21 protein-coding genes and 1 pseudogene are annotated in these 26,149 nt (G+C 66.4%); 14 read left to right on the top strand and 8 right to left on the bottom strand.

Going from position 1 to position 26,149, the window contains the following annotated elements:
- Positions 1-3: 3 nt before the first annotated feature.
- Together AB1I47_RS10140 and AB1I47_RS10145 are read right to left on the bottom strand one after the other, a co-directional pair.
- Complete coding sequence (locus tag AB1I47_RS10140; RefSeq protein ID WP_354683687.1) at positions 4-357, bottom strand: mechanosensitive ion channel protein MscS; 354 nt, start codon at positions 355-357, stop codon at positions 4-6.
- 211 nt (positions 358-568) lie between these two features.
- Positions 569-3,034, bottom strand: coding sequence for a DUF3772 domain-containing protein (locus tag AB1I47_RS10145; RefSeq protein WP_354683621.1), 2,466 nt, complete (start codon positions 3,032-3,034; stop codon positions 569-571).
- A 472-nt stretch (positions 3,035-3,506) separates the two neighbouring features.
- Here AB1I47_RS10145 and AB1I47_RS10150 point away from each other — a divergent pair, with 472 nt between their 5' ends.
- The gene (locus AB1I47_RS10150) at positions 3,507-4,181 is read left to right on the top strand and encodes an alpha/beta hydrolase (RefSeq protein ID WP_354683622.1); all 675 of its coding nucleotides are present in this window, start codon (positions 3,507-3,509) and stop codon (positions 4,179-4,181) included.
- Between the two features lie 115 nt (positions 4,182-4,296).
- Positions 4,297-5,043 carry a BON domain-containing protein gene (locus AB1I47_RS10155; RefSeq protein WP_354683623.1) on the top strand — a complete coding sequence of 249 codons (747 nt, stop codon included), beginning with the start codon at positions 4,297-4,299 and terminating at the stop codon, positions 5,041-5,043.
- A 31-nt stretch (positions 5,044-5,074) separates the two neighbouring features.
- Here AB1I47_RS10155 and AB1I47_RS10160 read toward each other — a convergent pair whose 3' ends face one another.
- Positions 5,075-5,800, bottom strand: coding sequence for a GntR family transcriptional regulator (locus tag AB1I47_RS10160; protein WP_354683624.1), 726 nt, complete (start codon positions 5,798-5,800; stop codon positions 5,075-5,077).
- A gap of 83 nt (positions 5,801-5,883) precedes the next feature.
- Here AB1I47_RS10160 and AB1I47_RS10165 point away from each other — a divergent pair.
- Together AB1I47_RS10165 and AB1I47_RS10170 are read left to right on the top strand one after the other, a co-directional pair.
- Positions 5,884-6,171, top strand: a pseudogene (locus AB1I47_RS10165) (hypothetical protein); the annotation flags it as partial.
- 39 nt (positions 6,172-6,210) lie between these two features.
- Positions 6,211-7,353: a DSD1 family PLP-dependent enzyme gene (locus tag AB1I47_RS10170; protein ID WP_354683625.1), complete on the top strand. Its 1,143-nt coding sequence runs from the start codon at positions 6,211-6,213 to the stop codon at positions 7,351-7,353.
- A gap of 58 nt (positions 7,354-7,411) precedes the next feature.
- On the opposite strand, the gene AB1I47_RS10175 is transcribed toward AB1I47_RS10170, so the two are convergent.
- Positions 7,412-8,926, bottom strand: a complete 1,515-nt coding sequence (locus AB1I47_RS10175) for a CoA-acylating methylmalonate-semialdehyde dehydrogenase (protein ID WP_354683626.1) — start codon at positions 8,924-8,926, stop codon at positions 7,412-7,414.
- 186 nt (positions 8,927-9,112) lie between these two features.
- Between AB1I47_RS10175 and AB1I47_RS10180 the strand changes: the two genes are divergently transcribed.
- Entirely contained in the window at positions 9,113-10,081 is a 969-nt protein-coding gene (locus tag AB1I47_RS10180; RefSeq protein WP_354683627.1) for a LysR family transcriptional regulator, read from the top strand.
- A gap of 499 nt (positions 10,082-10,580) precedes the next feature.
- On the opposite strand, the gene AB1I47_RS10185 is transcribed toward AB1I47_RS10180, so the two are convergent.
- Positions 10,581-11,075 (bottom strand): ProQ/FinO family protein, encoded by a 495-nt coding sequence (locus AB1I47_RS10185; protein ID WP_354683628.1) that lies wholly within the window; start codon positions 11,073-11,075, stop codon positions 10,581-10,583.
- Between the two features lie 330 nt (positions 11,076-11,405).
- Here AB1I47_RS10185 and AB1I47_RS10190 point away from each other — a divergent pair, with 330 nt between their 5' ends.
- Together AB1I47_RS10190 and yedA are read left to right on the top strand one after the other, a co-directional pair.
- A complete protein-coding gene (locus AB1I47_RS10190; protein ID WP_354683629.1) occupies positions 11,406-11,591 on the top strand; it encodes a hypothetical protein in 186 nt (61 codons plus the stop codon).
- A gap of 264 nt (positions 11,592-11,855) precedes the next feature.
- Positions 11,856-12,734, top strand: a complete 879-nt coding sequence (gene yedA / locus AB1I47_RS10195) for a drug/metabolite exporter YedA (protein ID WP_354683630.1) — start codon at positions 11,856-11,858, stop codon at positions 12,732-12,734.
- Between the two features lie 16 nt (positions 12,735-12,750).
- Here yedA and AB1I47_RS10200 read toward each other — a convergent pair whose 3' ends face one another.
- The 3 genes from AB1I47_RS10200 to AB1I47_RS10210 all read right to left on the bottom strand — a co-directional run bounded on the left by AB1I47_RS10200 (position 12,751) and on the right by AB1I47_RS10210 (position 16,059).
- A complete protein-coding gene (locus AB1I47_RS10200) occupies positions 12,751-13,443 on the bottom strand; it encodes a GntR family transcriptional regulator (protein ID WP_354683631.1) in 693 nt (230 codons plus the stop codon).
- A gap of 116 nt (positions 13,444-13,559) precedes the next feature.
- Positions 13,560-15,173, bottom strand: coding sequence for an OpgD/OpgG family glucan biosynthesis protein (locus AB1I47_RS10205; RefSeq protein WP_354683632.1), 1,614 nt, complete (start codon positions 15,171-15,173; stop codon positions 13,560-13,562).
- Positions 15,174-15,303: 130 nt separating this feature from the next.
- Entirely contained in the window at positions 15,304-16,059 is a 756-nt protein-coding gene (locus AB1I47_RS10210) for a TerC family protein (protein WP_354683633.1), read from the bottom strand.
- Positions 16,060-16,259: 200 nt separating this feature from the next.
- Between AB1I47_RS10210 and AB1I47_RS10215 the strand changes: the two genes are divergently transcribed.
- From AB1I47_RS10215 to oxc, 7 genes are all read left to right on the top strand, one after another.
- Positions 16,260-17,237 (top strand): 2-dehydropantoate 2-reductase, encoded by a 978-nt coding sequence (locus AB1I47_RS10215; RefSeq protein WP_354683634.1) that lies wholly within the window; start codon positions 16,260-16,262, stop codon positions 17,235-17,237.
- A 292-nt stretch (positions 17,238-17,529) separates the two neighbouring features.
- On the top strand, positions 17,530-18,249 hold the full coding sequence (locus AB1I47_RS10220; RefSeq protein ID WP_354683635.1) for a GntR family transcriptional regulator: 720 nt from the start codon (positions 17,530-17,532) through the stop codon (positions 18,247-18,249).
- Positions 18,250-18,584: 335 nt separating this feature from the next.
- Entirely contained in the window at positions 18,585-19,817 is a 1,233-nt protein-coding gene (gene frc / locus AB1I47_RS10225; RefSeq protein ID WP_354683636.1) for a formyl-CoA transferase, read from the top strand.
- 154 nt (positions 19,818-19,971) lie between these two features.
- The gene (locus tag AB1I47_RS10230) at positions 19,972-20,754 is read left to right on the top strand and encodes a fumarylacetoacetate hydrolase family protein (protein ID WP_354683637.1); all 783 of its coding nucleotides are present in this window, start codon (positions 19,972-19,974) and stop codon (positions 20,752-20,754) included.
- A 37-nt stretch (positions 20,755-20,791) separates the two neighbouring features.
- On the top strand, positions 20,792-22,354 hold the full coding sequence (locus tag AB1I47_RS10235; RefSeq protein ID WP_354683638.1) for a Re/Si-specific NAD(P)(+) transhydrogenase subunit alpha: 1,563 nt from the start codon (positions 20,792-20,794) through the stop codon (positions 22,352-22,354).
- A 9-nt stretch (positions 22,355-22,363) separates the two neighbouring features.
- A complete protein-coding gene (locus AB1I47_RS10240) occupies positions 22,364-23,761 on the top strand; it encodes an NAD(P)(+) transhydrogenase (Re/Si-specific) subunit beta (protein WP_354683639.1) in 1,398 nt (465 codons plus the stop codon).
- A 645-nt stretch (positions 23,762-24,406) separates the two neighbouring features.
- Positions 24,407-26,146: an oxalyl-CoA decarboxylase gene (oxc, locus tag AB1I47_RS10245; protein WP_354683640.1), complete on the top strand. Its 1,740-nt coding sequence runs from the start codon at positions 24,407-24,409 to the stop codon at positions 26,144-26,146.
- Positions 26,147-26,149 lie beyond the last annotated feature (3 nt).

Below are 26,149 nucleotides of genomic sequence, written 5' to 3' on the forward strand. Positions count from 1 at the left end.
GCCTTAGTAGCCGTAGTACGGGGCCTGCTGGTAATAGCCCGAAGGCTGCGGGCCGCACGGAACGTAGGCGCGGTCGTAGTCGCGGTAGCAGTAGCCCGGAGGCACTGCCGGGGGAGCGTACGAGACCGGGGCCGGCTCATAGTGGACCGGTGGCGCGACCGCGACGGGCGCGGCAACCACCGGCTGCGAGGCCAGGGCCGCGCCGAAGGCCAGGCCGACCAGGGCACCGACCGCCAGCATCGCGCCGGCATTCGACCCGCCGCCGTGGTGGTGACGGCCGCGCGCGGACGCGGGACCGGCAGCCGCCAGGGCGACGCAAAGGGCCACCGCAGAGACGATTCGGGTAGAGGGGCGCATATCGGACTCCTGGTTATGCAGCTTGTGCAGGAATGATGCACGCAAAGCGGCAGCCAAGGTGTTTCGCGGCAGGGCGTGACTTGTTAGCTTTGTAACGGCAGCTTTAACACATCCACCCCCACACCGCTCCCGGGGGCAGGCAAAGTGCCTGACAAGGACCACCGCGGTGCCGGGGGCGTGCCGGCACCGTCAAGGATCGCCCCGGGGAGCATCAGCCCGCCGCAAGCTGCTGAGGGGGTTCGCCGAACGCCGGCGGCAGGTTCTCCAGCCGCAGCGACTGCGGCACCGACAGCGAAATGCCCGCTGCGCGCAGCCGCTTGAGGATCTCGAACAGCAGGTCGCTGCGCGTATTGGCCGCGATGCGCGGGCTGATGACGTAGCCGGTCACCGACAGCGTGATGCCGTTGGGCGCGAGCTGGCTGAACATCACCGACGGCGCGGGCACGTCGAGGATCGTCTCGTTCTTGTGATAGACGTCGAGCAGCAGGTCGCGCAACTGTTCCGGATCGGTGTTGAGCGGGAACGTCAGCTGCAGCGACGCCACGCCCTGCGTGCTGTTGCTCATGGTCACGTTGCGCAGGTTCTGCGAGATCAGCTGCGAGTTGGGCACGATCACGGTGGAGCGGTCGCCGAGCTGGATCTCGGTGGCGCGCACGTTGATGCGGCGGATATCGCCTTCCACGCCGGCAATGCTGACCATGTCGCCCACCTTGACCGGCCGCTCGGTCAGCAGGATCAGGCCGGAGACAAAGTTCTTGACGATCTCCTGCAGGCCGAAGCCGATGCCCACCGACAGCGCGCTGACGATCCACGCCAGGTTGTCCCAGCGCACGCCCAGCAGCGACAGCGTCAGCAGCACCAGCAGCACATAGCCGACATTGCTGTACAGCGTGATCAGCGAGGCGCGCAACCCCTGCTCGCGGCACACCTTGGGCAGCAGCTCGGCATCGAGCCAGCGCCGCACCGAGCGCAGCAGCCAGATGCCCACGGCCAGCGCGATCACCGCATTCAGGATGCGGTCCGGCATGATGTTGAGGCTGTGCAGCTTGTCGCCGCCCAGCACCATCAGCAGGCTGTTGAGCAGGTCCGCCGGCGTGGTGCCGAAGCCCCCGGTCAGCAGCGCCAGCACCGCCATCAGCAGCAGCACGCTGGCGCCGATGCCCGACAGGATGGTGGACGCCTGCTCCATGTGAGAGTCGTCGACGCCGAAGAGCTGCTTGATCACACGGCCGCTGGCGTGGTTGGTGGAGAGCAGGGCTTCGACGACGTCGCGCGTGACCTGCGTCAGCAGGTACAGGCTGCACAGCACGATGTCGAACCAGACCAGCTCATAGGTCAGGAAGCGCGCAAAGCTGATATAGCCGGCCAGCAGCGCCACCAGCGACACGATCACGATCAGCGAGACGCCCGCGTGGATCATGCCCGCCAGCGTGGCGCGCGCCTCGGGCCGCTCGCCTGCCGCGGCCAGCACGTTGCGCACGCGGTTCGCGCGCAGCAGCGCCGCGCCGATGGTCAGCACCACCACCAGCGACACCAGGCCGCGCCCTAGCAGCGTGACCTGCACGCTGGTATCGGCAATCCGGTTCACGGTCTCCAGCGTGCCGGCCAGCAGCAACAGGCCGGCCAGCACCGCGGGGAAGGGCTTCATCGCCAGCGCCACCGGATCGGCCAGCGCCGGCAGGCGCCACGAAGGATGGCGCGTGCACAGCAGCGCGCGGCCCAGCCCGGCGATCAGCGCGCTGGTCAGCGTCAGCTTGGCCAACTGGCCGTACAGCTCCATCAGGTCCGGCGGCAGTTCGTAGTGGCGCGTAAAGGCGTTGTAGACGAGCTGCACCGCAAGCCCGGTGGTGGCCACTGTCGCCAGCGTGGTCGCCAGCGCCAAAGCGCTGCGGCGCAGCCGCGTTTCGGGTAATTTGGTCAGGCAGAACCACGCCAGCGCGCGCTCGGCCAGGCGCCGGCCCAGCAACCAGACCGCCAGCGCCAGCAGCAGCAAGGCGATGGTGGCCGCGCGCTGCGACGGCTGCCAGGCAAGCTGCACCATGGGCACCACCTGGTCCTGGAAGCGGTCCATGCGCGCGCGGTCTTCCGGCGTGGGGCTGAACAGCGGCTGCCAGAACTGCGGATTGACGATGCTCTCGGAGCGCAGCGCGAGCTGGTTTTTCAGGTGGCTGCGCTGCAGCCGGCCGAGCTGCTCGCCCAGGTTGGCGATATTTTCCTTGCTCTCGGCGGCCTGCTTCAGTTGCGCGTCCAGTTGCATCCGGCGCGCGTTGAGCTCGGCACGCTGGCGCACCACGGCCGGCGCCTCCTTCGTGATGCCGTCGGTCGGCGGCGGGCCCAGCACGTCGAGCTGCGCCTGGAGCTGCGCGCGCTGCGGCGTCAGCGCCGAACTCAGGTTGTCGACATCGGTATCGAGCTTGTGCAGCGTCTGCTCGAGGTCGTGCAGCTTGGTATCGCCATCCGGATCCGAGGCCTCTTGCTTGATGCGGTCCTGCTCGGTCTGCAGGCGCTTGAGTTCGGCGGTGGCCTCGGCATGCGTGAGGGCCGGCACTTGCTGCGCCTCGGCCTCGGAGACCACATCGGAAGCCGGGGCGGCGACGGCGGCCGGCAGCGTGGCCGGCATCAGGTGGCATAGCGCAGCGAGCGCAAGGCCCAGTGCGAGCCGTGAAGCTTTGCTCATGGCGGAATCTCGTCGGAGGGTGACGGCTTCCGGCGGCCCCGGCATCGAAACGGGAACGCGCGCGCAAGCTGTGTGTGCGGGGCCACGCAGCGCGGCGGCGATCGGATGCGGAACTGCCGGGACACCGGCGATGAACAGGGGAAGGGACGGCCGCTCGCCGGCCATCCGCTTCGGCGAAATCTGGTCAGCACGAAGCGCGGCCGGGGATGCGTGGCACGGGGTGTGCTGACCGATGGCGGCACCGCCCGTCAGAAACCGGCTTGCCGCAGCCCGGAATTATACGAAAACGTGCGGATCACACGGCCTTGCGATGCGGCGCATGGCGCACCGCGTGGGAAAATTCCTCGGATTCGGCTCAGATTCGTTCCGCATTCGTCCGATCGGGGCCGCAAGCCGGCACCATCGCCGCGATCGCATTACCATCTCGGTTTGCGGGCCGCCAGGCGGCCCATCGTGATCACCAGGAGGTGGCATGGCAGTTCCGTCGCGCACGGAAAAGGCAGAACTCGGCGGCGAGGCCGGGCAGATCGAGATGCTGGTCGACCGGCCCGCCGGCGCGCCGCGCGGCATTGCGGTGGTGGGGCACCCGCATCCGCTGCTGGGCGGCTCGGCCACGCACAAGGTACCGCACCAGTTGGCGAAGGCGCTGGTGGCGCGCGGCTTCCTGACCGTGCGACCGAATTTCCGCGGTGTCGCAGGCTCTGGCGGCGAGCACGACCAGGGCCGCGGCGAGGCGCAGGACATGCTGGCCGTGATCGCCCACCTGCGCGACGCGCATCCCGGCCTGCCGCTGGCAGTGGCGGGCTTCTCCTTCGGCGCCTTCGTGATGGCGCATGTTGCCGCCACACTGGCGGCGCAGGGGGTGCCGATCCGCCACCTGGTGCTGGCCGGCACGCCGTATGGCATGGTCAAGGGCCATCGCAGCTATGACACGCCGGCCGTGCCCGCCGACTGCCTGCTGGTGCACGGCGAGCAGGACGAACGCGCCGGGCTTGGCGCACTGTTTGACTGGGCGCGTCCGCAGGCGCTGCCGGTGGTGGTGGTTCCTGGCGCGGATCACTTCTTTACCGGCAAGCTGCCGCTGCTGGTCCGCATCGTCGGGCAATACCTCGACCGGCCCGTCGAAGGCGCCGCGGCTACCATGTAAAAACTTCGCTGCCGCTGTCAGCTTGCGCCTGCCGGTGTGGCTGCATATGAGGCTCGCCGGACGGCATGGTTGATGCTACCGATACCAGACAATGACGTCAGATCGGAGGCAATCCATGAAAGACTATCCACCGGCCGAAATCAGGGAAACATGGCGACACCGCGGCTACGGTGAGCCCGACGACACCCGCCAGGCCCACCACTGGCGCAGCGGCGACACCGGCGGCTCGGCCTTCGGTTACGGGCAGGCGCGCTATGGCGAAGAAGGCGGCGAAGGCCCGGAAGACAGCTACCGGCCCGGCCGCGCTGCGCGGTGGGCATCGCGCCGGCTGCCCAAGAACTACCAGCGCCCCGATGCGCGCATCCGCGACGAGCTGTGCGAGCGGCTGGCCCGCTCCGACGAGGACATCTCGGACGTGACCGTCGATGTCGGCTCGGGCATCGTCACGCTGGCCGGCACCGTGGCCGACCGCAGCGTCAAGTTCAGGATCGAGGAGATGGCCGAGGATGTGCTCGGCGTCAACGAGGTCCGCAACAACATCCAGGTCGCGCGCGGCGCGGGCAACGGCGAGGACAGTGCCAAGGGCGAAGGCCGGCGCGAAGGATCCGGCCAGCGTCCGCAGCCGCGCGAGCGGCGGCTCGGTCAGTCTTCGGGCCAACGCCAGCAGGTAGGTGCGCTGGCGGGCAATGTGCTGTATATCGTCCAGGCCCGCGACGGGCGCTTCCTCGGTGCCGAAGCGGGTGAGGCGGTGCTGGTGCCGTCGATCGCGCAGGCCGGCCTGTTCGACGATCCGGACGAGGCCCGCGCCGCGGCCACCGAGCATTGCGGCCGCGGCTACCGGCTGCTGGCGACGCGCCGGTAAGCCACTTCAGCGGCAAGCCGGGCGCCCGGCTTCAGGCGTCCGGCCCCGCTGGCGCGCCGCCGGCCGGGCCCTGCTGGAGCTGCATCACGGCGGCCCGCTTGTCCAGCAGGTGCTGGCGCAGGATGGCCGCCAGCCGCCTGCCGTCGCGCGCTTCCAGCGCGCGCAGCATTTCCTCGTGGTCGTGCACCGCGCGGTCCCACTTGTCGGGCAGCTGGTTGGAGCGAAAGCGCATCGCCTTGAGGCGCCGGTTCAGCGTCAGGTAGGTCTGGCGCAGCACCTGGTTGCGCGCGGCGGCGTTGATGCGGTCGTGGATCTCCTGGTTGCGGCTGTAGTAGCCGGGCAGGTCGTTCTGCGCGCGGCAGGCCAGCATCGCGTAGTGCAGCGCCTTGATCTCGGCCAGCTCCTGCGGCGTGATGCGCTCGCAGGCCAGCTCGCCGGCGAAGGCCTCCAGGCCGCTCATCAGCTCGAACGTTTCCCACGCCTCGGCCTCGCTCATCCGTGACACGCTCGCGCCGCGGTTGGGCGAGATCTCGATCAGCCCTTCGGCGGCGAGCACCTTCAGCGCCTCGCGCAGCGGCGTGCGCGAGATGCCCAGCGTCTCGCACAGTTCGCGCTCGTTGAGCTTCATGCCCGGGGCCAGCGCGCCTTCGACGATGAAGTTGCGCAGGTGGTCGACCACGGTGTCGTGCAGCCGCTGGCGCATCACCCGGGGCAGGACCAGCGCGGGCGCGGTATCGGCGCCTTCCGAATTTTGCATGCAATACCCTCTGATTGGCGGTCCATCGCATTCTAATGGACGGCTCGGTGGTGCGCATGCCGCAGCCCGCCGCGCAGAAAGCGCTGTGGGAGGAGTTCCTGGTGCGCGAGCACGAGGCAGCGCGGCTGCAACTGCAACTGGCGCCGAACGAAGGCGCGCAAGTGCTGGTCCACGGCCACTGCCACCAGAAGGCGTTCGACGCCTTTACGCCGGTGCAGACCGTGCTTCTGCTGCCTGCCGTGCGCAAGCGCGCGCCCGGTGCTATCGTGGTGGCCGACGGCACCAGCTGCCGTCACCAGATCCACGATGGCGCGGACACTGAAGCGGTCCATGTCGCACGCGTGCTCGCCGCGGCGCTGAACAAGGCATAGGCAATGGTCTGCGCGGGGCCGGGCGGGCCAGGAGTCAATATGCATGAAGCCAGGGGTTTGAAGCCGCCGCCGGCGGCGGTTGTCGGTCATTCGCTGTCGGCGCTGCACACGCCGGCACTATTGATCGATCTCGATGCCTTCGACGCCAACCTGGCGCGCATGGCGGAGCTGGCGGCAAACGCAAGCGTGGCGTTGCGCCCGCATGCCAAGGCGCACAAAGCGGTGGCGATCGCCGAGCGGCAGGTGGCCGCCGGCGCAGTCGGCATCTGCTGCCAGAAGCTGTCGGAGGCTTATCCCTTCGCTGCCGCCGGCATCGCCAGCATCCACCTCAGCAATGAATTCATCGGCGCCGACAAGGCCGCGATGGCGGCCGAGCTGGCCGCGCATACGCGGCTGTCGGCCTGCGTTGACGATGTGCGGCAGGTGCGCGAACTCGGCGCCGCCGCCGCGCGCGCCGACGTGCGCATCGAGCTCTTACCGGAAGTCGACGTAGGCCAGGGCCGCTGCGGCGTGGCCACCGCGGATGCATTGCTGGCGCTGATCGAGGCCATCGACGCCCAGCCCGCGCTGCGCTTTGGCGGCCTGCAGGGCTATCACGGCGGCATCCAGCATATCGAAGCGTGGGCGCAGCGGCGCGAGGCGGCACAACGCGCGGCGCAGGCCACCGCGGCCTATGTGCGCGAGCTGGAGAACCGCGGCCTGCGCTGCCCGGTGGTGACCGGCGGCGGCACCGGCACCGCGGAGTTCGACCTGGCCAGCGGCGTCTATACCGAGATCCAGCCGGGCTCGTACCTGTTTCTCGACGGCCACTATGGCGCCATCGAATGGCAGGGCGAATTCCATCCGTTGCATTCGCTGTTCGTTGCCGCCACCGTGATGAGCGCCGCGCGCCCCGGCGTGGCGGTCTGCGATGTCGGGCTCAAGTCGGTGGCGGTCGATTCCGGCCTGCCCCACGTGTGGCCGCGCGACGCGGAAGGGGCGCTGAACTACGCCGCGGCCAATGACGAGCATGGCGTGCTCGAAGTCAGCGATATCGACAGCAAGACCCTGCTCGGCGAGAAGCTGTGGCTGGTACCGGGGCATTGCGACCCGACCGTCAACCTGCACGATGCCTACGTCTGCGTGCGCGGCGAGCGCGTGGAGGCGGTGTGGGCGATCGAGGCGCGCGGGCTGAGCCGCTGACGCCTGATGTGGTGAGGAGCGGCGTGATGTTCGCCGCTCCTGGCCAGCCGGTTGCGCCTTACTGCGCGGTGGGCATCGCGAACTCGGCACCCTTCGAGATGCTCTGCGGCCAGCGCTGCATCACCGACTTCTGGCGCGTATAGAACCGCACGCCTTCTTCGCCATACGCGTGCATGTCGCCGAACAGGCTGCGCTTCCAGCCGCCGAAGCCGTGCCAGGCCATCGGGACGGGAATCGGCACATTGATGCCCACCATGCCGACTTCGATCCGGCGGGCGAACTCCCGCGCAATGTTGCCGTCCTGCGTGTAGCAAGCAACGCCATTGCCGAATTCGTGCGCATTGACGAGCCTCACTGCCTCGGTGAAGTCCTTGACGCGCACGCACGAGAGCACCGGGCCGAAGATCTCCTCCTTGTAGATGCGCATGTCGGGCGTCACGTGGTCGAACAGGGTGCCGCCGGTAAAGAACCCGCCCTCGTGGCCGGGCACCTTGTAGTTGCGCCCGTCGACCAGCAGTTCCGCGCCTTCTTCCACGCCCAAGGCGATATAGCCTTCGATCCGCTCGAGCGCCTGGCCGGTGACGATCGGGCCCATTTCCGCATCGGGCTCCATGCCGTTCTTGATCACCAGCGCCTTCGCGCGCTCGGCGAGCTTCGGCACGATCTTGTCGGCCACATCGCCCACCAGCACCGCAACGGAAATGGCCATGCAGCGCTCGCCGGCGGAGCCGTAGCCGGCGCCCACCAGTGCATCGACAGCCTGGTCGATATCGGCGTCCGGCATCACCACCATATGGTTCTTCGCGCCGCCCAGTGCCTGCACGCGCTTGCCCAGCCTGGCGCCGGTCTCATAGATGTAGTTGGCGATCGGCGTCGAGCCGACGAAGCTGACGGCCCGGATGTCCGGGTGGTGCAGCAGCGCGTCCACCACGACCTTGTCGCCCTGGACCACGTTGAACACCCCGTCCGGCAGGCCGGCTTCCTGCAGCAGGCGGGCCATCAGCAGCGACGCGGAAGGATCGCGCTCGCTCGGCTTGAGGATAAAGCAGTTGCCTGCCGCGATCGCTACCGGGAACATCCAGCACGGCACCATGCATGGGAAGTTGAACGGCGTAATGCCGGCCACGACGCCCAGCGGTTGCCGCATGGTCCAGTTGTCCATGCCGGTCGAGACCTGGTCGGTGTAGTCGCCCTTGAGCAGTTGCGGGATGCCGCAGGCGAATTCGATGATATCGATGCCGCGGCTGACTTCCCCCAGGGCATCGCTGAACACCTTGCCGTGTTCCGCCGTGATGATCGCCGCCAGTTCTTCCTTGTGGCTGTTCATCAGTTCGAGGAACTTCAGCATGACGCGGGCGCGCCGGATCGGGGGCGTATCGGCCCACGCCGGGAAGGCCGCCAGGGCGCTGCTGACGGCTGCCTCGACTTCGTCCCCGGTGCCGAGGCGCACATGCCTGGCGACGGCGCCGGTGGCAGGGTTGAAGACGGCCTGGCTGCGGCTGCCGGTGCCGGCAAACGGTTGACCGGCAATGAAGTGCGCGACGTCAGCGGTGCTGGTGAAGGGGGTGGTCACGAAGGTTCTCCTGTTAAGGGTCAGCCATGTCGCCATGGGAGGGGATGACCGCAGTGTAGGGAGCGCCACCGAACCCGGGTAGCCGCCTGAAGCCGAAAACATTGTTCAGATTTTTGTACCATATGCCGGGCACGGATATGTGTGACCCCGATGCGCGGGTGTGATCAATAGAGCAGGGGAGTAAAAATGAAGCAGGGAGATGTCGAGGGCCTGTGGGAGCACTTGCATTGGCTGACGGTCCTTCACCAACAGGGCAGCTTCAGCAAGGCCGCATCCCGGCTGGGTGTCAGCAAGGCGTCCATGAGCCAGCATATCGCTGACCTGGAAAAGGCCGCCGGCGTGACGCTGGTGCAGCGCACTACGCGAAGCGCAATACTGACCGAGGCGGGACGGCAGCTTGTCGATTCGACCCGGAACGCGTTCGAGCAGATCGCCAGCGGCTTTGCCAGCGTGCGCGACCTGGCGGGCGCACCGCGCGGACGCTTGCGGGTCACGGCACCGGTCGCGTTTGCCCGGCAGCAGCTCATCCCGCGCTTGCCGGAATTCCTGCGAACCTATCCGGAGGTCCACCTCGAACTCGATATGTCGGATCGCCTGCGGTCATTGGCAGTGGAGGGATTCGACGTGGCCGTACGCCACACGGGCGCCCCGCCCGAAACCCACGTGGCCTGGACCCTGGCGCCGACGCGAACGGTGCTGGCCGCAAGCCGTTCCTACCTGAGAGACCGCGGCGTGCCGCAGGCTCCCGAAGCGCTGGCTGCGCATGCGTGCCTGCACTATCCGCGCAGCCAGGGCACCCCGACCTGGACCTTTGTTCCGGCGCGGCCCGGCCTGGCCACGCAGGAGCATGTCGATCCGGTCACCGTGCCGGTCGCCGGACCGATGGCGGTCAACAACAGCGAAGCCCTGCGCGATGCCGCCATCGAAGGACTGGGCATCGCACTGCTGCCCGACTTCAGCGCGCAGTCCGCGCTGGCAAGCGGCCGGCTCGTGGAGGTTTTGCCCGAGTGGAATCCCACGGGTGCTTTCGGCGAATGGCTCTATGCGATCCGGCCATATTCCGCGCATGCTTCGCGCGTGTCGCAGGTATTTGTCGAGTTTCTGCGAGGCGCTTTTGCGCAAGGGTTCTCCACGCAAAGTCCCACGCTGATCTGAAACGCATCCACGCCCTGAACGCAGGCCGTCCGGTCGGTCGATCAATCAGCAGAGAGCGAGAAACAGCGAAGACGATGGACAGGTCCTGCGCCGCATTGATCGGACTGCCAGCACCTAAGATGCTTTTTCCGGGCGCGCTCACGAAATACGACGCCCACCAGCCAGACCCCGCGACGCGCCAGACCGGCTGTCACGGACGGTAGTGAAGTCCCGTAGCAAAAACAGACCCATTGCTGAGGAGACGACTGTGCTGAGTCATCATGAATTCGCCACGCTGGTACTGGTCAACGACAGCCCCGACCCCACGGAGCTGGATGGCGCGGATGTGGAGACATCGCTTGCCCGTGAACTGGTGACCATCGAGCGCCCCGGGCCCAACCGCAGCCGACCCCAGGTCACGATTCAAGGGTATCGGTTTCTGAGAGTCATCGGCCGCCTTCGCGCGAGAGGGACCGGCGCACGGCCGGCCACTCAGTAACGGAAATCAGAACGGCGGATATCAGGACGCCGAGGACGCCGAGGGCGTCGACGGCGCGCTCTTTGCGGGGCGAGGGCCCGGACGACGGCCCTTCAGTTGCTGCGCCCGCTTTGCATCTGTCTGGCTGACGACGCCGGCCTCCTGGCCGTCCAGGTCGACCCGTTTTGCCCCTTCCACCAGGCAAGACCAATAGCGCGTTCCCTTGCACCAGGTACGAATCGCTTCGCGCAATTCTTCCTCGGTCAGGGAAAGCTCGGTCGCATGCTGCCTGAGGTCCTCGAAGGTGCCAACCTTGAGCGGCACCTTGGGGGCGGGATTCTTCGGGAAGGCTTTGGGAAAGCGCTTCTGCAACCGGGCAATGGAATGCACCACCGGGTCCACAGGCTTCGCGGGCGTGTCGGCGCGCGGAGTGCGCTTGCGCTGTGCCCCTGCCTTTGATTCGGCCTGTGCCTTTGATTCGGCCTGTGCCTTCTTCGCCAGTTGTTCTTTCAGTGCTGCCAGTTTTTCAAAGCCCATGGTATCTGCCGTTCTGTATGCGACGGGATTGTAGCAAGGCTGGGCGGGCCGGCTTGTGTGGGGGCCGACTTTCCGGACTTGCCGGGGAGCCGGGCAGCCCGTCGAAGGCAAGGACAAAAGGTCCGACATAAAGTGATGAACGCTCCCTTCAGCGTCGCGGGGGAACAACGCCCGCCCCCTTTCGACTGCTGTTAAGCGGCGCATCCCGCGCTTCCCCACCCCAGACGTTCCAATCCCGCATACGTACTATCGCCTAATGCTGCATTGCCACAATTCCTTTGCTACAATCAGGGAAAACCCGATGAGGGTAATCCCGAAAGGAAGAAAGCCATGCATACCCAATCCGATATCAAGCTCACTGACCAACTCGAACGCGATCTGATCGACCGTGAACTCGGTACGCAACGCCTGGGCTTCGCCCACGACGTGAAGCGCGCCATCGCAGCCTTCCAGGCCACGATCGAACGCCTGCAGACCCAGGCCCGCAAGGCCAAGGTGGTCTACGCCAACGGCTAAGCTGTACTGAATTTGCAGTAAGCGGCGGCATCTGCTGCCAGATCGCAAGTCGAAGTAGTTGCGGCCTTCGCGGCTGCATTGCAGAACCGGTCATACGTGCGCCCGCATCGGGCCGACACGCGGCCGGTTTTGTTTTGCCTGTCATGTACGCGTGCTTTGTGAGCAACATTCACATGGCTTGCCAGACCTTTTCGTTTGGTCGTGAACGGGCAGAGGGCTATCTTTGATGCCTCGCTTTGATGGCTGTACCCAGCCCCCTCGACCATGCCCCCGCTTGTCCTGCTGTGCCTGCTGATCACCTACGTGGTCTGGGGCACGACCTACCTGGCGATCCGCTTTACGCTGGAGAGCTTCCCGCCGCTGTTCATGACGGGCACGCGCTTCCTGTGCGCGGGCTTGCTGCTGGCCGGCTGGCTGGCGTGGCGCGGCACGCCGATGCCGACCTGGCGGCAACTGCGCAACTGCGCGGTGCTGGCGGTGTTCCTGCTGGTGGGCGGCATGGGGCTGACGGCGATTGCCGAGCAGACCATCTCGTCGGGCGCAACCACGGTGATGATCGGGTCGATGCCGATCTTTGCGCTGATCTGGGGCGCGTGCTTTGGCAACAGGCCGAAGTGGTACGAGTACGTTGCGATCGCGATCGGCAGCGTCGGCATCCTGGTGTTGACGGCGGGCGCGGAATTCCAAGTCAGCACCGTCGGCGTGGTGGCGCTGATGCTGGCAGTAGCGAGCTGGTCGTTCGGCTCTGAGCTGGCACGTCGGCTGGAGTTGCCGCAGGGGCCCGCGGCCTTTGCCGCCGAAATGCTGATCGGCGCGGCGGTGCTGATGGTGCTGTCGGCGCTGCGCCAGGAGCCATGGCCGGCAGCGGTCAGCGCCAAGGCCGGCTGGGCCTGGGTCTACCTGGTGGTGGCAGGCTCGCTCGTCGCTTTTTCCGCCTATATGTACCTGGTAGCGACGGTCAGCCAGACGCTGTCGGCCAGCTACGTCTACGTCAACCCGCCGGTGGCGCTGGCGATGGGCGCGTGGCTGGGCGGCGAGCAGATCGCGCCGCAGACGCTGGGTGCGGTGGTGCTGATCCTGCTGGCGCTGACGGTGCTGAGCGTGGGCACACTGCGCACCGCGCGGGCGCGGGCAGCGGCCTGACCGGCCAGCCGCCGGCTCAGCTGCCTGACTGTTCCTGGATCCAGAGCGAGAGCCGCACCTTGTAGGCCTGCTGGATATGCCGGCGCGCGATCTGTTCCGCCAGCGCCGGGTCGCGCTGTTCCAGCGCCTCCACCAGCGCGATATGTTCCTCGTACGAGCTGCGCGCGCGTCCCGGCACTGACAGCGTGGTGCGCCCCAGCAGCGCCATCGACTCATGCAGCGAGCGCAGGTTCTTCAGCAGGTAGCGGTTATGCGCGCAGCGGTGCAGGGTTTCGTGGAACAGGCGGTTGTTCTGCGCCAGCCGGTCCGGGTCGTCGGCCAGCGCCAGGTCGCGCTCGACGATATCCCGCAGCAGCGAGATTTCCACATCGGTGGCGTGGCGCGCGGCCAGCGCGGCGGCGGTGCCTTCCAGCACTTCGCGCATCACGTACAGCTCGCTGACCATGCTGGCGTCGAGCTGGGTCACCATCATGCCGCGGTTGGGCTCGTTGACGACCAGGCCTTCGGATTCCAGCCGCGACAGCGCTTCGCGCACCGGCGTGCGCGACAGGCCCAGGGATTCCGCCAGCTCCACCTCGCGCAGCCGCGTGCCGGGCGAGAGCTGGCCGGCCTGGATGGCGGCGCGCAATTGCTGGTAGGCCCGCTCCGAACGCGGGAGCGATGCAGCCTGGCCGCCCTCGGCGGCACCGGCGAACTCTTGAGAAATCATGTGAGGCTGGCTGGTGCTGTGTGACTGTTGTAACCAGCCATCATACCCGCTCGTGCGCGGCTGACATCACGGCGTCGCAATATCGTACAAAGCGGCCCCGCGGCCGGCCCGGCGCTTCAGCCCGCCGGCGACTGGAACGGGTGGTACTGGTAGAGCCAGGTTTCCGACAGCGGCTTGCCGTTCAGGCGCAGGAACAACCGGATATCGACCGGCTGGTTGCCTTCGGTGGTCAGGTCGAACTGGGCGCGCCAGTGGCCGGGAACGTTGTTGGGCACGGCTTCCGTGAAGACGTAAGAGAAGGTGCCGCGCGAGGCGGTCAGCACGGCTTCGGGCTTGACGCCGAACGGTATTTTCTCCAGCGGCGCGCCCTTGAACTCGACCATGAACTTGCGCACGCCCTTGGGCCGCGGCTGGCCGGGCTGGCCGCCATTGCCGAGGCGCGTGGCAACGCAGCGTGCCAGCGGCGACGGATAGGGCTCGTCGGCCTGCCAGTGCAGGCGGTAGCGCAACCGGTAGGTGCTGCCGGCCTTGGCGGGCGCCCTGGGCACCCACATGGCGACGATGTTGTCGTGGATCTCGTCGTCGGTGCGCAGCTCCACCAGCTGCACCGAGCCGGCTCCCCAGCCGTCGCGCGGCTCGACCCACAGGCTCGGGCGGCGCTCGTAGTTGACGCCGTCCTGGTAGTGGTCGAACAGCCGGTCGCGCTGCAGCAGGCCGAAGCCCTTGGGGTTCTCGTCGGAAAACGCCGAGGCGGTGGTCTGCGGCGGGTTGTTCAGCGGGCGCCAGATATGCTCGCCGGCGCCGTTCCAGAGGGCGAGACCGTCGGAGTCGTGCACCTCCGGACGCCAGTCGACGGCGGTGCCCTTGCTGCTTTCCGAGAACCAGTACATCGAGGTCAGCGGCGCCAGCCCCAGGCGCGCCACGTCTTTGCGCAGGAACAGCGCGCACTCCACGTCCATGATCACGGCCTTGGCGCGCTGCATCACGAAGCGATAGGCGCCGGAGATGCTGGGGCCGTCGAGCAGCGCATAGACGGTGACGGTGTCGGTGTTGCCCTCCGGCGTCTCGAACCAGAAATGGGTAAAGGACGGGAATTCCTCGGACTTGCCCGCCTCGGCCACGTCGATGGCGATGCCGCGCGCCGACAGCCCGTACTGGTACAGGTCGCCGATGGCGCGGAAATACGACGCGCCCAGGAAGGCGACCCAGTCGTTCTTGCGCCAGTCGCGCGTCTTCTGGTCGCCCAGGCGGCTTTCCTGGAAGCGGAAGCCGGCAAAGCCGCTGCCCGGCGGCAGCTTGTGCGCGGGGCTGTCGGCCGGCATGTCGAAGTAGGCGTCGTCGTAGACGATCTCGCGCGCACGGGTAGCCTTGTCCTTGCCGCGCTCGAGCACATGCATGCGCACTGGCGTGCGGAAATAGGTGCCCAGGTGGAAGAAGGTGACCGGGAACTGGCCGGGACCCCCGGCGAACAGGGCGTCGTCGGTGCGGAAGCGGATCTTGCCGTGGGCGTCGTAGTCGATGCGTGACAGCACATCGGCGGGCGGAGATGGCGGCGGCGCGTAGGGCTTGCCCGCCAGCGCGCGGGCGCGCTCGATCAGGGCGTCGAAGCCAAACGGCTGGGCGTCGCCGAGCTTGATCCGGCTGGCTGCCAGTACCGACGGGGTAATGCCCAGCGCGGCGAGCGCGGCAGAGGCGGTGGCGGAGACCAGCAGGGTTCGGCGGTTCATCATGAGGCGGCAGCGTCCTTTTCTTGTCCGGGTTGAGCAGAACTGTAAAAGATGGCGCCGCTGCGGAAAAGTTCGGACACCGTCTGTTACAGCAGCAGGTGTGCCATCCGGCACACCGCCGCGGGTCCCGGCGTCAGTGCGCCTCGGCGCGCTCGCGCCGGTGCTGGCGACGCCGCCGCGCCAGCATGTTCAGGCCCTCGACCCCCGCGGAGAACGCCATCGCCGTATAGATGTAGCCCTTGGGCACATGGTGGCCCAGTCCTTCCGCGACCAGTGTCATGCCGATCATGATCAGGAAGGCCAGCGCCAGCATCACGATGGTCGGATTGCGGTTGATGAAGTTGGCAAGCGGCGTGGCCGCGAACAGCATCGCCATCACTGCGGCGATCACCGCGACGAACATGATCTGCACGTGCTCGGTCATGCCGACCGCGGTGATGATGCTGTCGATCGAAAACACCAGGTCGAGGATCAGGATCTGCCCGATGGCCGAGGCAAAGCTCTGCACCGCCTTGGCCGTGCCGTTGTCCTCGCCCTCTTCGCCGGCGCTGACGTGCTGGTGGATTTCACGCGTGGCCTTCCACACCAGGAAGGCGCCGCCGGCAATCAGGATCATGTCGCGCCACGACAGGCCCTGGCCCATGATGGTGAACACCGGCTCGGTGAGCTTGACGATGATGGCGATGGTGGCCAGCAGGCCAAGGCGCATCAGCAGCGCCAGGCTGATACCGATCTTGCGGGCTTTCTCGCGCATGGTTTCGGGCAGCTTGTTGGTCAGGATCGAGATAAAGATCAGGTTGTCGATCCCGAGCACGATTTCCATCGCCACCAGGGTGGCCAGTGCCGCCCAGGCGGCGGGGTCCTGCAGCAATGCGAGCGTCGATTCCATGAAAGGCTCCGGGTGTCAGTTTTTGAGGCTGGCGCCCGGCGTGAAGCCGCCGCAGGCGCATGAGGGGTCATGTTAGCGCAGCGTCGCTTACACAAGCGTGTCCGGAAAGATAAAGGTTGTTTTTGCGTCTTTGTGGAATATAGTATGTGATATATCAAACCACCCGATTATCCATATATCGAGCCACAAGGAGACAGGCAATGAAAGTATGTATCTACGGCGCGGGCGCCATTGGCGGCTATGTCGGGGCGCAGCTCGCGCGCGCGGGAGCGGAGGTCAGCTTCGTCGCGCGCGGTCCGCACCTGGCGGCGATGAGAGAGCACGGGGTCCGGCTGCTGATCGACGGGGAAGAACGCATGGCGCAGGTGCGCTGCACCAGCGATCCACGCGAGCTCGGCCCGCAGGACTATGTCTTCATTACTCTGAAGGCGCATTCGGTGCCCGGCGTGGTCGGGCTGATGCAGCCGCTGCTGGGCCCGGAAACCGCCATCGTCACCGGCGTCAACGGCATTCCGTACTGGTACTTCTACAAGCATGGCGGCGACCTGGCAGGCAGCACGCTGGAGAGCGTCGATCCCGGAGGGCGCCAGTGGCAAGGGCTGGGGCCGGAGCGGGCGATCGGCTGCGTGGTCTATCCCGCCGCCGAGATCGTTGCGCCCGGTGTGATCAAGCATGTCTACGGCAAGAAGTTTCCGCTGGGCGAGCCGGACGGCAGCCACTCGGCGCGCGTCACCCGGCTCAGCGAAATGATGATGGCCGCCGACCTGGACGCCCCGGTGCGCGACAACATCCGCGACGAGATCTGGCTCAAGCTGTGGGGCAACCTGTGCTTCAACCCCATCAGCGCGCTGACGCATGCCACGCTCGACGTCATTACCTCGGACCCCGCCACGCGCGCGCTGTCGCGCCAGATGATGGTGGAGGCGCAGGCCATTGCCCAGCGCTTTGGCGTGAAGTTCCGCGTCGACGTGGAGCGGCGCATCGACGGCGCCGGCGCCGTGGGCGCGCACAAGACCTCGATGCTGCAGGATCTGGAAGCGGGGCGGGCCATGGAGATCGACCCGTTGCTGACGGTGGTGCAGGAAATGGGCCGGCTGGTCGGCGAGCCAACGCCGATGTGTGATGCCGTGCTGGGCCTGATCAAGCAGCGCGATGCAATGGCAAAGCTGGCGGCCTGAGTGGCTGCCTGAGCTGCGACCCGGAGCGGGCAGGGAATACGGCAGTACTGGGTGTTCCCTGCCGCACGCCGGCCGCGCCAATGTTGCGCTTGGCTGGCATGCGAAGCAGGAAGGCAGAGCGATAGTGATATACCATATACGACAGACCGCGCACCGCTGCTGTGCCGATACATGACCATCCTGCATTGCTTGATGCAGGTACGTAATGAATCGGACCTTTTTGCTAAGCTGTGCGGGAATGCGGAGGGCAGCCATTCCGGCCGCCGCGCCACGGTCTCACACGAGCTTATTCATGTCTGCGCAAAGCCAATCCATCGCTCAGCCTTCCGGCCTGGGCCTGTCCGTGCAACCGATCAACGCTGGCGCCAGCCTGCGCGACCAGGCCTACGCCATGCTGCGGCAAGCCATTGCCGACGCCGACATCTACCAGTCGCATGAAGAGATCCGGCTCGACGAACGGGTGCTGAGCGAGGCCATGGGCGTGAGCCGCACGCCGATCCGCGAAGCCATGACGCTGCTGGAGCAGGAGGGCTTCCTGCGCACCGTGCCCCGCCGCGGCATCTACATCATGCGCAAGACCAAGCGCGAGATCGTCGAGATGATCCAGATGTGGGCCGCGCTGGAAAGCATGGCCGCGCGGCTGGCGACCCAGAACGCCACCGATGCCGAGATCGCCCAGCTGCGCCGCATGTTCGACAGCTTCCGCGATTCCACGCCGGCCGAACATATCGAAGAGTATTCCGACGCCAATATCGCGTTCCACCAGGCGATCGTGCAACTGTCCAAGTCGCAGATCATCATGGACACGATCCGCAATATCTTTATCCACGTGCGGGCAATCCGGAAGATGACGATCTCGCAAAGCGACCGCGCGGCGCGCTCGATCGTTGACCACCTGCGCATCATCGAGGCGCTGGAAAAGCGCGATACGGAACTGGCTGAGCGGCTGGTGCGGCAGCATTCGCTGGACCTGGCGGACTACGTGGAGAAGCATTGCGATTTTCTGGATTGAGGCGGCGATCGAATCGCTGAGGCGATTCCAGCGCTGCGTGGTTGCTCCCGCACGCGAGAGAGAGTAAACAAGCGGTCATTCAGAGGTACCCGACGGCGGACAAAGGTCCGCCGTTTTTATTCGGAGGATGACGCTAGTCCGTTTCACGCTATGGTATGTGATATACCAATGTGAGAACGTGATACTTAAAGACAGCATTTGCTGCAACGCACCGTCAAAAAGTGCCTGAAATCAGCCAATCTTCTCTTGCTCTCTTCTGATATATCACATACCGTATGTCATCAAGACAGCCGAAAACGGTAAGTTAAGAGCCATCGCCCGAGGAGACAACCGCAATGGAAACCAAGGCCCTGCAAGGTGTTCGCATCCTGGACATGACCCACGTCCAGGCTGGCCCCTCGGCCACGCAGCTGATGGCGTGGCTGGGCGCGGACGTGATCAAGGTGGAAATGCCGGGCCGCGGGGATATCACCCGCAGCCAGCTGCGCGACGTGCCCAACGCCGACAGCCTGTACTTCACCATGCTCAACTCCAACAAGCGCAGCCTGACGCTGAACATGAAGACGCCCGAAGGCAAGGCGCTGCTCGAAGACCTGGTACAGCGCAGCGACGTGCTGATCGAGAACTTCGGGCCCGGCGTGCTGGCGCGCGCCGGCTTCGACTGGGAGCACCTGCAAGACCTGAACCCGCGGCTGGTCTATGCCTCGATCAAGGGCTTCGGCCCGGGGCCGTACGCGGACTGCAAGGCGTATGAGAACGTGGCGCAGTGCATGGGCGGCTCGGCCTCCACCACGGGCGATGCCGAGGGCGTGCCCACCGTGACCGGCGCGCAGATCGGCGACTCGGGTACGGGCGTGCATTGCGTGGTCGGTATCCTGGCCGCGCTGCTGCAGCGCGAGCACACCGGCCGCGGCCAGCGCGTGGAGGTGGCGATGCAGGACGCGGTGCTGAACCTGTGCCGCGTCAAGCTGCGCGATCAGCAGCGCCTGGACAACGGACCGCTGCGTGAATACCCGAATCAGGAGTTCGGCGACCACGTGCCGCGCGCGGGCAATGCCTCGGGCGGCGGCCAGCCGGGCGCGGCGCTGCGTTGCGCGCCGGGCGGCCCCAACGACTATGTCTACGTCATCATCCAGCCGCAGGGCTGGGAGCCGCTGATGCGCCTGTGCGGGCGCGAGGACCTGATCAACAACCCCGACTACGCCACGCCGGAAGCGCGGCTCAAGCATCTGGCCGACTGCTTTGCCGTGATCGAGAAATGGACGCGCGGGCTGAGCAAGTTCGACGTGATGGCGGCGCTCAATGAAGTCGACGTGCCGTGCGGGCCGATCCTGTCGATGAAGGACCTGATCGAGGACCAGTCGCTGTACCAGCGCGGCTACCTGGTGGAGCTGGAGCATCCGCAGCGCGGCAACTACGTGCAGCTCGGCTGCCCGATCACGTTGTCGGCGTCGCCGGTGGAGGTCGAACGCTCGCCGCTGCTCGGTGAGCATACCGACGAGATCCTCGAGTGGCTGGGCCGCACGCCGGCGCAGATCGCGGCGATGAAGCTGGCCGGGGCGGTATGAGGTAGCGACCGACGCGCCGCCTTGCCACCACGTCTTGCCCGCCTGCGCGGGAATCACGGCCAGGCGCGCGCCTGAATCCCTTTTTCTCTTCTCAGATCCTGCAACCTATCTCGGAGCAGGCAGGGCTTCTGCTTGCCTGCGCAAGGAGCACGCTGTGCAAACCTGGATACGCTTTCGCCGCCCGAATGGCGGCATCGGCCATGGCCGCATCGACGGACCCGATGGCAGCCGTGTTATCGAATACGACGGCGATGGCTTCACTGACCCCGAGCCCACCGGCGCCGTGCATGAGCGCGCGTCCCTGACGCTGGTGGCGCCCTGCGAGCCCGGCAAGGTGGTGGCGCTGTGGAACAACTTCCACGCGCTCGCGCGCAAGCTGGAAAAGGCCGTGCCCACGCACCCGCTGTTCCTGATCAAGCCGGCGTCGTCGCTGGCCGGGCCTGGCGACGCGGTGCAGCGGCCCAAGAGCTATGACGGCAAGATCGTCTATGAAGGCGAGCTCGGCATCGTCATCGGCAAGAAGGCACGCAATGTATCGGTGGCGGAAGCCGGCGCACATATCTTCGGCTACACCATCGTCAACGACGTGACGGCGGCCGAACTGATCACTGCAGACCCCAATTTCCCGCAGTGGACGCGTGCCAAGGGCTTCGACACCTTCGGCTGCATCGGCCCGGCCATCGTGACCGGCTTCGACTGGAAGGCGGCCAGCGTGGTGACGCGCCTGGACGGCGTGGAGCGGCAGAACTACCCGTTGTCGGACATGGTCTTCTCGCCGCAAGAGCAGGTCAGCCGCATCTCGCAGGACCTGACGCTGATGCCGGGCGATGTGATCGCATGCGGCACTTCGCTCGGCGTGGGCTCGATGAAGGACGGCGCGGTCGTGGAGGTGGCGATCGCGGGGATCGGCTCGCTGGTCAACCACGTGCGCGGCTGAACGCCATCCGCACGCACAAACAGGGACGGGGGATGCCATGCCAATGACGATCGGTGTGCCACGCGAGGTCCATCCGGGAGAGCGGCGCGTAGCCGCCACCCCGGAATCGGTCAGGGAACTGCTCAAGCTCGGCTACCAGGTGGCGGTAGAGACCGGCGCGGGCCAGGAGGCGTCGTTCTCCGACGATGACTATCGCAAGGCGGGCGCGGCCATCGTCGACGCGGCCAGCCTGTGGGCGTCGGTCGACGTGGTGATCAAGGTACGGCCGCCGCAGGTCCATCCCGGTCTTGGCGTGGAAGAGGCGGCGCTGCTGAAGAAGCATGCCGCGCTGATCGGCTTTGTCTGGCCGGCGCAGCAGATGGCGCTGCTGGAGCGGCTGTCGCAGCGCGGCGCCACCGTGCTGGCGATGGATTGCGTGCCGCGCATCTCGCGCGCGCAAAAGCTGGATGCGCTCAGCTCGATGGCCAATATGGCGGGCTACCGCGCGGTGATCGAGGCCGCGCATGCCTTCGGCCGGCCCTTTGCCGGGCAGATCACCGCCGCGGGCAAGATCCCGCCGGCGCGCGTGCTGGTGATCGGGGCGGGCGTGGCGGGCCTGGCTGCGATGGGTGCGGCGCGCAGCCTGGGCGCGGTGGTGCGCGCCTTCGATACGCGGCCGGTGGTGCGCCAGCAGATCGAAAGCGTGGGCGCCGAGTTCCTGACCGTCGAGATCGAGGAAGACGGCAGCGGCAGCGGCGGCTACGCCAAGGAGATGAGCCCCGCGTTTATCGAGGCGGAGATGCGCCTCTTTGCCGAGCAGGCGCGCGAGGTCGACATCATCATCACCACCGCGCTGATTCCGGGCAAGCCCGCGCCAAAGCTGCTGCAGGCCGATACCGTCGGGCTGATGCGCGCCGGCAGCGTGGTGGTCGATCTCGCGGCGGAGCAGGGCGGCAACTGCGTGCTGACCGTGCCGGGAGAATCGGTACGCCGCAACGGCGTGACGCTCATCGGCTATACCGATCTGCCCAGCCGCATGGCGGCGCAGGCGAGCCAGCTCTACGCCACCAATATCCGCCACCTGCTGGCCGAGCTGACGCCGGGCAAGGACGGGCAGCTCGTGGTCGATATGGACGACGAGATGATCCGCGGCGCCACGGTACTGCACCAGGGTGCGGTGACCTGGCCACCGCCGCCGCTGACGGTGGCCATCCCGCAACAGCAGGCCCCGGCCGCGACGCCTGCGGTGCAGGCTGAAGCCGCACCGCCGCCGCGCCGCACCGGCGTGACGATGGTTGCGCTGGCGCTTGCGGCGGCAGCGCTGCTAGGGCTCGGCGCGGTCGCGCCGCCGGCCTTCATGGCGCATTTCACGGTGTTCGTGCTGGCGATCTTCGTCGGCTACCAGGTAGTGTGGAACGTCACCGCCGCGCTGCATACGCCGCTGATGAGCGTGACCAACGCCATCAGCGGGATCATCGTGGTGGGGGCGCTGGTGCAGCTCGGCAAACCGTCGCTGCTGACCGCGGTGATCGCCGGCGTCGCGGTGCTGGTCGCCACCATCAATATCGCGGGCGGGTTCCTGGTCACGCAACGCATGCTGAAGATGTTCCAGAGAGACTAGGAGACCGCCATGCCATCCGGAATCAGCAATATCGCTTACCTTGGCGCCAGCGCGCTCTTTATCCTCAGCCTGAGCGGCCTGAGCCATCCCGCCACCGCGAAACGCGGCAACCTGCTGGGCATCGCCGGCATGGTGATCGCGGTGCTCACCACGGTGCTGGCCGGCAGCCCCGACGGCATCGCCATCGTCATCGGCGCGATGCTGGCGGGCGGCATTGCCGGCGCGGTGCTGGCAAAGCGCGTGGAGATGACGCAGATGCCGCAGCTCGTCGCGGTGCTGCACAGTTTCGTCGGGCTGGCGGCGGTGCTGGTGGGCTACGCCAGCTACCTGGAGCCGACCACGCTGTCGGGCGCGGAGAAGGCGATCCATCAGGTGGAGACCTACCTCGGCATCCTGATCGGCGCGGTCACCTTCACCGGATCGATCATCGCCTTCCTGAAGCTGCAGGGCACCATGGGCGGCAAGCCGATGCTGCTGCCCGGCCGGCACGTGCTCAATGCCGGCGCGCTGCTGGTGTGCGTGTGGCTGGGTTACGCCTTTCTCGGCGCGCCCGATGTGCAGCAGGGACTGGTGCCCTTGGCGGTGATGACGGCGATCGCGCTGCTGGTGGGCGCGCACCTGGTGCTGGCGATCGGCGGCGCCGACATGCCGGTGGTGGTGTCGATGCTCAACAGCTATTCCGGCTGGGCCGCCGCGGCCACCGGCTTCATGCTGGGCAACGACCTGCTGATCATCACCGGCGCGCTGGTGGGATCGAGCGGCGCCATACTCAGCTACATCATGTGCAAGGCGATGAACCGCAAGTTCCTGTCAGTGATCCTGGGCGGCTTTGGCGCGGTGCAGGCGCAGGGTGCGGCGACAGAGCAGGGCGAGGTACTGCCGGTATCGAGCGAAGAGGTCGGGAGCCTGCTCAGGGACGCCAGCGACGTCATCATCGTACCGGGCTACGGCATGGCGGTGGCGCAGGCGCAGGGCACCATCAGCGAGATCGCGCGGCGCCTGCGGGCGCAGGGGGTCAATGTCCGGTTTGGCATCCACCCCGTGGCGGGGCGCTTGCCGGGGCATATGAACGTGCTGCTGGCCGAGGCGCGGGTGCCGTACGACATCGTGCTGGAAATGGAAGAGATCAACGACGATTTCGACAAGGCCGATGTGGTGCTGGTGGTGGGCGCCAACGATATCGTGAACCCCGGCGCGCTGGAGGACCCGGCCAGCCCCATTGCCGGCATGCCGGTGCTGGAGGTGTGGAAGGCGAGGACCGTGGTGGTGTCCAAGCGCAGCATGGCGGCCGGGTATGCCGGGGTCGACAACCCGCTGTTCTACAAGGACAACACGCGGATGTGGTTCGGCGATGCCAAGGGCAGCGTGGACGCCTTGCTGCGGCAGTTGGAGGAGGCGCCGGCCTGAGCGGTGGCACGCGCAGCGGGCGCGCTCCGCGCGCGTCCCGCTTGCCAATGGATGCGAGTGCGGCGATCTATAAATGGTCGTGAATGCACACGATAAAAAACTTTAAGCCAGGCCAGATTTAGCTTCGGTTAGCATCAATCCACACATTCATCCGTGAACCTCGCCGGTCTGGTGTCGGCGGTGCCAACTGTTCCAGCAAGGCAAATTGTCGCTGGTTATTTGGTATGTAGTATATCTAAGCAAGTTTCCCTCAGCTTCGGCCGATGCCCTCATCTGGGGAAACCTGTGCTGCGCGAGCATGAATCCCGTGAATTCAGAAATTACGCTGATTTAGCGGCAGTTGCTTACAAGATTGCTGCACCGCACCGACGAAAGTTTGAAGAATCAGGGGAGATTCTCCTTGCGTCGTTCTGATATATCACATACCGTATGTCATCAAGATCAGCGAAAAACGATCGGGCGCCGCAAGGCAAACGGGGTACCAACAGCGGGCGAGAGGCAAAGGACCTGAGCCCGGCAAGCAGAGTCAAGGAGGAGACCAAGCATGTCCGAAGTCGTAGCGAAGCGGGCCGGGAGCACCACCGCGGAAGACACCCTGGAATAGAAAAATTCCAACCCAGTCAATTTGTCTAGAAGGAAGCAACCATGGCAGAAGTCGGAAACGAGTTGCAGCGTCACGCCGCAGAAGAACATCAGGCACAAACCGATGGTTTTCATCTGGTCATTGACGCGCTGAAGCTGAACGGCATCGAAAACATCTACGGCTTGCCCGGCATTCCGGTCACCGATCTGGCTCGTCTGGCGCAGGCCAACGGCATGCGCGTCATCAGCTTCCGTCACGAGCAGAACGCAGGCAACGCAGCAGCGATTGCCGGCTTTCTCACGCAGAAACCGGGCGTTTGCCTGACCGTCTCCGCGCCCGGCTTCCTGAACGGGCTCACGGCGCTGGCGCATGCGACCACCAACTGTTTCCCGATGATCCTCATCAGCGGCTCGAGCGAGCGCGAGATCGTCGATCTGCAGCAGGGCGACTACGAAGAGATGGACCAGCTGGCCATTGCCCGCCCGCACGCCAAGGCTGCCTTCCGCGTGCTGCACGCTGAAGACATTGGTGTCGGGGTCGCGCGTGCCATTCGTGCCGCCGTGTCGGGCCGTCCGGGCGGTGTGTACCTGGACCTGCCGGCCAAGCTGCTGGGCCAGTCGATGGGAGCCGAGAAGGGCCGCAAGTCACTGATCAAGGTGGTGGATCCGGCCCCGCGCCAACTGCCTGCACCGGACTCGATCGACCGTGCCGTCGCGCTGCTGAAGAACGCCAGGCGCCCGCTGATCCTGCTGGGCAAGGGGGCCGCGTACGCACGCGCCGAAGCGGATATCCGCACGCTGGTCGAGAAGACGGGCATTCCGTACCTGCCGATGTCGATGGCCAAGGGCCTGCTGCCCGATACGCACCCGCAATCGGCCTCGGCCGCACGCTCGTACGTGCTGGCTGAAGCTGACGTAGTGATGCTGGTCGGCGCCCGCCTGAACTGGCTGCTGTCGCACGGCAAGGGCAAGACCTGGGGCAAGCCGAAGCAATTCATCCAGATCGACATCGCGGCGACCGAGATGGACAGCAACGTCGCCATTGCCGCGCCGGTAGTGGGTGACATTGGTTCGTGCGTGTCGGCGATGCTCGACAAGATCGGCAACGACTTTGCCAGGCCGGGCGCCGAGTGGCTGAACGCAGTGGCCGACCGTAAGGACACGAACCTGGCGAAGATGGCCGAGACCCTGGCCAAGTCCAGGGATGTCTCGCCGATGAACTTCCATGGCGCGCTGAACGTGCTCAAGGATGTGGTCAAGGCCAACCCGGGCATCTCGTTCGTCAACGAAGGCGCCAACACGCTGGACTACGCCCGTGCCGTGATCGACATGTACGAGCCGCGCAAGCGCCTGGACGTAGGCACCTGGGGCGTGATGGGCGTGGGCATGGGCTACGCGGTCGCCGCGGCGGTCGAGACCAGCAAGCCGGTGCTGGCGCTGTGCGGCGACAGTGCGTTCGGTTTCTCCGGCATGGAAGTCGAGACGATCTGCCGTTACAACCTGCCGGTCTGCATCGTCATTTTCAACAATAACGGCGTCTACAAGGGTATCGACGTGAATCCGACCGGCGGCAAGGATCCGGCGGTCACGACGTTCGTCCAGGGTGCGCGCTACGACAAGATGATGGAAGCGTTCGGTGGCGTCGGTCACAACGTCACCACGCCGGCGGAACTCGAGGCTGCGGTGAACGAAGCCCTGCGGTCGGGCAAGCCCACGCTGGTCAATGCCGTCATCGACCCGGCTGCCGGCACCGAAAGCGGTCGTCTGACCAATCTGAATCCGCAAAGCTCGGCCAAGAAGTAATTC

Source organism: Cupriavidus necator, from assembly GCF_040578825.1.
In the GTDB taxonomy this organism is placed as follows: Bacteria; Pseudomonadota; Gammaproteobacteria; order Burkholderiales; family Burkholderiaceae; genus Cupriavidus; species Cupriavidus necator_E.